Raw genomic sequence first — 7,595 nt, 5'->3', positions numbered from 1 at the left:
AGAGGCCATGACTACCGGCGAGAATCTCACTGAAGAAATTCAGCCACCTGATTCGCCGCAACCGCCAGATCCTGGGCATGCGTAAACCCCGAAACCTTCAACGACTTCACATCATGATTCGTCGCCACCAGCCAAGCGGCACTGGCGGACCAGACTTCGGAACAGGCGCAGAATTCGGCGCTGCTGAGTGAAGAGCTGACCAAGACGGCGAATACGCAGTATTCGTTGGTGGAGCGGTTTAACCGTTGATTGATGCTGGCTGATACAGAGCCCGGACAGTGAAAGCTTCCGGGTTTTTTGTTGCATCACTGAAAGCCAAGTTGCCTGACAGGGCCTCTTCGCTGGCAAGCCAGCTCCTACAGTGGTTTGCGGTGGCCATGAATTCGCGTCACAAACCACATCTACGAAACCACTTAAATATCAATAAACCCACTGTCATTTGTGACAGTTACACTGCTGCGGAAAAAATCTTAGGGTGTTCCTCACGGCATCGACAGAACGTCAATGTCAATACCCACGAGATGAAGCTGAAATGGATAACAATTTCGAACGCATGTTAGAGACAATGAAACAACCGAACCCAGGTACCGATGGCACTTTCAAGTGGCGCTTGGATTCAGAGCTCGACTGGACCGAAGCGACCACTGCTCGCGCGGAACTTTGGAATCTTTCTGGTGGACGGAAAAAATGGTGCGTGTACGCCCGAAAAGGCTCCCACCTAACAAATGACCTTTTCCACTATATATTCCAGTTTGACTACATTGATGAAAACATTATTGACAAGACACTTACTCTAGGAGAACAGGGTCTTACCTTCACACATTATTACTCGATCGGCAATCCAAAATACAACGAAGTAGATGCACTTTCAGCTAAAGTCTCTATCAAACTCGATCCGAAGAACAACACTTTTAAGGGTCACTTTGAAGCGACATTCGGCTCCAACGTCAAATCCCCCAACGGCGAATTCGATTTGACAAGACAACCAGGCTAAAGTTAATGACGTGGCAGACTATCCCAACTAGTGGTAGCTGCCCCCCACAATGGATGAGTGCACATTATCCATTGTGGGGTTACTCACAATGAGGCCATGAGTGCTGTCGAAAGATTCACTGGAGAAACGCCGCCACCCGACTCGCCGCCGAAGCCAAATGCTGCTCATGGGTAAACCCCGAAGCCTTCAACGGCTTCAAATCATGATCCCCCGCCACCAGCCAGAACACTTCGATGTTCGGTGACAACGCATAACCCTCGACCGCCTCACGATTACCCAACGCATCGCGCTCGCCCTGCACGATCAGCGTCCGCGTTTTCAATCCAGCCAAATGTTCGACCCGCGGTTTCTCCGGTTTGCCCACGGCATAAAACGGATAGCCAAGGCACACCAGCGCGTCCGCGCCCAGTTCATCGGCGAGCAAACTGGCCATGCGCCCGCCCATGGACTTGCCGCCAATGGCCAAGGGCCCAGTGACATGACGTCGCACTTCGCCGAACACCTCACGCCAGCATTCCAGCAGTTTCGCCGCCGGATTCGGCGGGCGTTTGCCGCCATCGACACGCCGCTGAGCCATGTACGGAAATTCAAAGCGCAGCACGTTGACGCCGTGTGCAGCAAGGCGTTGCGCCATGTCGCTCATCCAGTCGCTGTCCATCGGAGCACCGGCGCCGTGGGCCAGGATCAGGGTTGCCGAGGCCTTGCCGCTGGCGGCATTCCACAACCATCCGTGATCCCGCACGCACTGCGCCCATTGATCCCCGTCAATACCGGCCTTGTGCTGTTTGTCCATGCTTGCCTCGCTTTTAGTCTGCCTATAACTCCGGCCAAAGGGTGCGTTTGCACACTTGGGCTGAACCGTGGATGGGGAACCATGAACACTTCTATCAGTACCGCCTACAACTATAAGGTGGTCCGCCAATTCGCCATTATGACGGTGGTGTGGGGCATCGTCGGCATGGGGCTCGGGGTTTTTCTCGCTGCCCAGTTGGTCTGGCCGGAACTCAACTTCAATTTGCCCTGGACCAGCTTCGGTCGCCTGCGCCCGCTGCACACCAACGCGGTGATCTTCGCCTTCGGCGGTTGCGCCCTGTTCGCCAGTTCGTTTTATTCGGTGCAACGCACCTGCCAGGCCCAGCTGTTTGCACCGAAAATCGCCGCCTTCTGTTTCTGGGGCTGGCAATTGGTGATCCTGCTGGCGGCGATCAGCCTGCCGCTGGGCTACACCAGTTCCAAGGAATACGCCGAGCTGGAATGGCCGATCGACATCCTGATCACCATCGTCTGGGTCGCCTACGCCATCGTGTTCTTCGGCACGATCATGCAGCGCAAGACCAAGCACATCTACGTCGGTAACTGGTTCTTCGGTGCCTTCATCGTCACCGTGGCGATCCTGCACATCGTCAACAACATGGAGTTGCCGGTCAGCTTCACCAAGTCCTACTCGCTGTACTCCGGTGCCACCGACGCCATGGTGCAATGGTGGTACGGGCACAACGCCGTGGGCTTTTTCCTCACCGCCGGCTTCCTCGGGATGATGTATTACTTCGTGCCGAAACAGGCTGAGCGTCCGGTGTACTCCTATCGCCTGTCGATCGTGCACTTCTGGGCGCTGATCACCCTGTACATCTGGGCCGGCCCCCACCACCTGCACTACACCGCCTTGCCGGATTGGGCGCAGTCGCTGGGCATGGTGATGTCGCTGATCCTGCTGGCGCCAAGCTGGGGCGGGATGATCAACGGCATGATGACCCTGTCGGGCGCCTGGCATAAGTTGCGCAGTGACCCGATCCTGCGCTTCCTCGTTGTGTCACTGGCGTTCTACGGCATGTCGACCTTCGAAGGGCCGATGATGGCGATCAAGACGGTCAACGCCCTCTCCCACTACACCGACTGGACCATCGGCCACGTCCACGCCGGCGCGCTCGGCTGGGTGGCGATGATTTCCATCGGCGCGCTGTACCACATGATCCCGAAAATCTTCGGTCGTACGCAGATGCACAGCATCGGCCTGATCAACGCGCACTTCTGGCTCGCCACCATCGGCACCGTGCTCTACATCGCCTCGATGTGGGTCAACGGCATCGCCCAGGGCCTGATGTGGCGCGCCGTCAACGAGGACGGCACGCTGACCTACTCCTTCGTCGAAACCCTGGTGGCCAGCCACCCTGGCTTCGTCGTGCGACTGGTGGGCGGGGCGATCTTCTTCAGCGGCATGTTGCTGATGGCCTACAACACCTGGCGCACCGTGCGGGCCTCGCAGCCTGCCGAAGCCGCCGCTGCCGCGCAGATGGCCTGAGGAGTCCGCCATGAAACACGAAACTATCGAGAAAAACGTCGGCCTGTTGCTGCTGCTGATGATCCTGGCCGTGAGCATCGGCGGCCTGACCCAGATCGTCCCGCTGTTCTTCCAGGACGTGACCAACAAACCGGTGGAAGGCATGAAGCCCTACACCGCGCTGCAACTGGAAGGCCGCGACATTTACATCCGCGAGGGCTGCGTCGGTTGTCATTCGCAGATGATCCGCCCGTTCCGCGCCGAGACCGAACGCTACGGGCACTACTCGGTGGCCGGCGAAAGCGTCTGGGACCACCCGTTCCTCTGGGGTTCGAAACGCACCGGGCCGGACCTGGCTCGGGTGGGCGCGCGTTACTCCGATGACTGGCACCGCGCGCACTTGTACAACCCGCGCAACGTGGTGCCGGAATCGAAGATGCCGGCCTACCCGTGGCTGGTGGCCAACGCGGTCGATAGCAACCACACCGAAACCAAGCTCAAGGCCATGCGCACCCTGGGCGTGCCCTATACCGACGACGACATCGCGAGCGCGGCCGAGTCGCTCAAGGGCAAGTCCGAAATGGACGCACTGGTTGCCTACCTGCAAGTGCTCGGCACTGCGATCAAGAGCAAGAGGTGAGCCATGGTCGTTGAAATGAGCACTGGAATGATCCGCGGCCTGGGCACGGTCGTGGTGTTCGTGGCCTTCGTCGGCCTGACGCTGTGGGTATTCAACGGCAAGCGCAACGCGCAATTCGCCGAAGCGCGCCTACTGCCGTTCGCCGACGAGCCACACCCCGAGATCCCCGAAGAATCCGCCACAAGGAGCACCCGGCCATGACCACTTTCTGGAGTACGTGGATCTGCGTACTGACCATCGGCAGCCTGATCGGCCTGACCTGGCTGCTGATCGGCACCCGCAAGGGCGAAACCAAGGGCAGCGTCGACCAGACCATGGGCCACAGCTTCGACGGCATCGAGGAGTACGACAACCCGTTGCCGCAATGGTGGTTCATGCTGTTCGCCGGCACCCTGGTGTTTGCCGTCGGTTACCTGATCCTCTATCCGGGCCTTGGCAACTGGAAAGGCATCCTGCCCGGCTACGCCAACGGCTGGACCGGCGTGCACGAGTGGGAAAAGGAAATGGACCGGGCCGACGCCCGATTCGGGCCGATCTTCGCCAAATTCGCCGCCATGCCGCTGGAGGAAGTGGCCAAGGACCCGCAAGCACTGAAAATGGGGGGTCGACTGTTCGCCTCCAACTGCTCGGTGTGCCACGGCTCGGATGCCAAGGGCGCGTTCGGCTTCCCCAACCTGGCAGACAGCGACTGGCGCTGGGGCGGCGACGCCGACACCATCAAGGCCACCATCCTGGGTGGACGCATGGCGGCGATGCCGGCCTGGGGTGAAATCCTCGGCGAAGCGGGGGTGAAGAACGTTGCCGCCTATGTCCGCCTTGAATTGGCAGGCCTGCCATTGCCGGCGGACAGCAAGGCCGACCTGCAAGCTGGACAGCAAGCGTTCAGCAGCACCTGCACCGCCTGTCACGGGGCCAATGGCCAGGGCACAGCAGCCATGGGCGCGCCAAACCTGACGCACCCGGCCGGTTTCATCTACGGCACGGGGTTGACCCAGCTCGAGCAGACCATCCGCCATGGTCGCCAGGGTCACATGCCGGCGCAGAACGAGTTGCTCGGCAACGATAAAGTACAGTTGCTTGCGGCTTATGTGTACAGCTTGTCACATGGATTGAATACAGAAAACCTGCAAGTCGAAGGCAAAAAGCAATAGTTCGCAACACCCCCACTGCCGCATTCTTTCGGATGCGGCAGTTCCCTGCCCCTTTGCGACCCATTGTCGCACCCTTCCAAACCTCCCCTTTCGAATCCCCGGATTCGGGTCTACGCTTGATCGATGGGGACTGGCCCGTGCCGGTTCCAGGTCTTCCTTGCACGATGTGTTCAACCAATCGGCCGATTGAAAGGCCGCAAAGGCAGGTAGATACCGGCTGTCGAGCCAAATGCCGTCGGTCGGCGATCAGGCCTTTTCAACACACCCCGTTACAAGTGACCTGAACCCCCTCGCTTCTTCCGTTCCCTGCGACATTTTGTCCGAGGCCAATTTTGACCCTACGCGGCGCATGGAAAGGCCGCAGAATCAGCATTTGAAAGCATTGACCCAGGTCATGGCGCGTTGCAATGACCCCCTGCTTTCTACATACTTGCGGCCGATTTTTAATCCTAATAAAACACCCAAACCGTGGAACCTTAGAATGAGCACAGCAATCAGTCCGACTGCTTATAACTATAAGGTAGTCCGCCAGTTCGCCATCATGACGGTGGTCTGGGGGATCCTTGGCATGGGGCTCGGTGTCTTCATCGCCTCGCAACTGGTCTGGCCGGAATTGAACTTCGGTCTGCCCTGGACGAGCTTTGGACGCCTGCGCCCGTTGCACACCAACCTGGTGATTTTCGCCTTCGGTGGTTGTGCACTGTTTGCCACTTCCTATTACGTCGTGCAGCGAACCTGCCAAACGCGACTGATTTCCGACAGCCTCGCGGCCTTCACCTTCTGGGGTTGGCAAGCGGTGATCGTCGGCGCCATCGTTACCTTGCCGCTGGGTTACACCACCACCAAGGAATACGCTGAGCTGGAATGGCCGATCGCCATTCTGCTGGCCATCGTCTGGGTTACCTACGGCCTGGTGTTCTTCGGCACCATCGTCAAGCGCAAGACCAAGCACATCTATGTGGGCAACTGGTTCTACGGTGCCTTCATCGTCGTGACGGCGATGCTGCACATCGTCAACCACATGTCGCTGCCGGTCAGCCTGTTCAAGTCCTACTCGGCCTACTCGGGTGCGACCGACGCGATGATCCAGTGGTGGTACGGCCACAACGCCGTAGGTTTCTTCCTGACCACGGGCTTCCTGGGGATGATGTACTACTTCGTGCCGAAACAGGCCGAGCGTCCGATCTACTCCTATCGCCTGTCCATCGTGCACTTCTGGGCGCTGATCACCCTGTACATCTGGGCCGGTCCTCACCACCTGCACTACACCGCTCTGCCGGACTGGGCTCAGTCCCTGGGCATGGCCATGTCGATCATCCTGCTGGCACCAAGCTGGGGCGGCATGATCAACGGCATGATGACCTTGTCGGGCGCCTGGCATAAGCTGCGCACCGACCCGATCCTGCGGTTCCTGGTGGTGTCCCTGGCGTTCTACGGCATGTCGACCTTCGAAGGTCCGATGATGGCGATCAAGACCGTCAACTCGCTGTCGCACTACACCGACTGGACCATCGGCCACGTACACGCCGGCGCGCTGGGCTGGGTTGCGATGATCTCGATCGGCGCGATCTACCACATGATCCCGAAACTGTTCGGTCGCGCGCAGATGCACAGCATCGGCCTGATCAACACGCACTTCTGGCTCGCGACCATCGGTACCGTGCTGTACATCGCTTCGATGTGGGTCAACGGCATCACCCAGGGCCTGATGTGGCGTGCAATCAACGACGACGGCACCCTCACCTACTCCTTCGTCGAAGCACTGCAGGCCAGCCACCCTGGCTTCATCGTGCGTGCCCTGGGCGGTGCGTTCTTCGCCGCTGGCATGCTGTTCATGGCCTACAACGTATGGCGTACCGTACGTGCCTCGAACCCGGCAGAAGCTGAAGCTGCCGAACAGATTGCTGTAGTTGGAGCTCACTGATGAAGCATGAAGCAGTCGAGAAGAACATTGGCCTGCTGGCCTTCTTCATGGTTATCGCCGTCAGTGTCGGCGGCCTGACCCAGATCGTTCCGCTGTTTTTCCAGGATGTCACCAACAAGCCGGTCGAGGGCATGAAGCCCCGCCCGGCCCTTGAACTGGAAGGCCGCGACGTCTACATCGCCAACGGTTGCGTCAGCTGCCACTCGCAGATGATCCGCCCGTTCCGTGCTGAAACCGAACGTTACGGCCACTACTCGGTCGCCGGTGAAAGCGTGTGGGACCACCCGTTCCTGTGGGGTTCCAAGCGTACCGGTCCGGACCTGGCCCGTGTCGGCGGTCGTTACTCCGATGACTGGCAGCGTGCGCATTTGTACAACCCGCGCAACGTGGTGCCTGAGTCGAAAATGCCGGCCTACCCGTTCCTCGTGGAAAACAAGCTCGACGGCAAGGAAACCGCGAAGAAAATGGAAGTCTTGCGCACGCTCGGCGTCCCTTACACCGACGAAGACATCGCCGGTGCACAGGATGCCGTGAAGGGCAAAACCGAAATGGACGCGCTGGTGGCCTATCTGCAAGGCCTGGGCACCATCATCAAAAGCAAACGGTGA

8 protein-coding genes and 1 pseudogene are annotated in these 7,595 nt (G+C 59.1%); 8 read left to right on the top strand and 1 reads right to left on the bottom strand.

Features of this window, described 5'->3' with window-relative positions; all coding sequences use genetic code 11:
- Nucleotides 1–141: 141 nt before the first annotated feature.
- A pseudogene (locus NPS56_RS29880) lies at nucleotides 142–249 on the top strand (methyl-accepting chemotaxis protein); the annotation flags it as partial.
- Between the two features lie 283 nt (nucleotides 250–532).
- Nucleotides 533–994, top strand: coding sequence for a hypothetical protein (locus tag NPS56_RS29875; protein WP_274077981.1), 462 nt, complete (start codon nucleotides 533–535; stop codon nucleotides 992–994).
- Between the two features lie 115 nt (nucleotides 995–1,109).
- On the opposite strand, the gene NPS56_RS29870 is transcribed toward NPS56_RS29875, so the two are convergent.
- Nucleotides 1,110–1,787, bottom strand: coding sequence for an alpha/beta fold hydrolase (locus NPS56_RS29870; protein WP_274077980.1), 678 nt, complete (start codon nucleotides 1,785–1,787; stop codon nucleotides 1,110–1,112).
- Nucleotides 1,788–1,868: 81 nt separating this feature from the next.
- Here NPS56_RS29870 and ccoN (NPS56_RS29865) point away from each other — a divergent pair, with 81 nt between their 5' ends.
- From ccoN (NPS56_RS29865) to ccoO (NPS56_RS29840), 6 genes are all read left to right on the top strand, one after another.
- A complete protein-coding gene (gene ccoN / locus NPS56_RS29865; RefSeq protein WP_274077979.1) occupies nucleotides 1,869–3,293 on the top strand; it encodes a cytochrome-c oxidase, cbb3-type subunit I in 1,425 nt (474 codons plus the stop codon).
- 10 nt (nucleotides 3,294–3,303) lie between these two features.
- Entirely contained in the window at nucleotides 3,304–3,912 is a 609-nt protein-coding gene (gene ccoO, locus NPS56_RS29860; protein WP_274077978.1) for a cytochrome-c oxidase, cbb3-type subunit II, read from the top strand.
- Between the two features lie 3 nt (nucleotides 3,913–3,915).
- Nucleotides 3,916–4,113, top strand: a complete 198-nt coding sequence (locus tag NPS56_RS29855) for a cbb3-type cytochrome oxidase subunit 3 (protein WP_274077977.1) — start codon at nucleotides 3,916–3,918, stop codon at nucleotides 4,111–4,113.
- On the top strand, nucleotides 4,110–5,063 hold the full coding sequence (gene ccoP / locus NPS56_RS29850; RefSeq protein WP_274077976.1) for a cytochrome-c oxidase, cbb3-type subunit III: 954 nt from the start codon (nucleotides 4,110–4,112) through the stop codon (nucleotides 5,061–5,063). Before NPS56_RS29855 ends, ccoP begins: the two co-directional genes overlap by 4 nt.
- A 481-nt stretch (nucleotides 5,064–5,544) precedes the next feature.
- On the top strand, nucleotides 5,545–6,987 hold the full coding sequence (gene ccoN, locus NPS56_RS29845) for a cytochrome-c oxidase, cbb3-type subunit I (protein ID WP_274077975.1): 1,443 nt from the start codon (nucleotides 5,545–5,547) through the stop codon (nucleotides 6,985–6,987).
- Entirely contained in the window at nucleotides 6,987–7,595 is a 609-nt protein-coding gene (ccoO, locus tag NPS56_RS29840; RefSeq protein WP_274077974.1) for a cytochrome-c oxidase, cbb3-type subunit II, read from the top strand. Before ccoN (NPS56_RS29845) ends, ccoO (NPS56_RS29840) begins: the two co-directional genes overlap by 1 nt.

Origin of the sequence: Pseudomonas putida, assembly GCF_028682635.1 — a bacterium.
In the GTDB taxonomy this organism is placed as follows: Bacteria; Pseudomonadota; Gammaproteobacteria; order Pseudomonadales; family Pseudomonadaceae; genus Aquipseudomonas; species Aquipseudomonas putida_AE.
The sequence above is the reverse complement of the archived record's forward strand: the minus strand, read 5'-3'. Positions and strand labels throughout refer to the sequence as shown.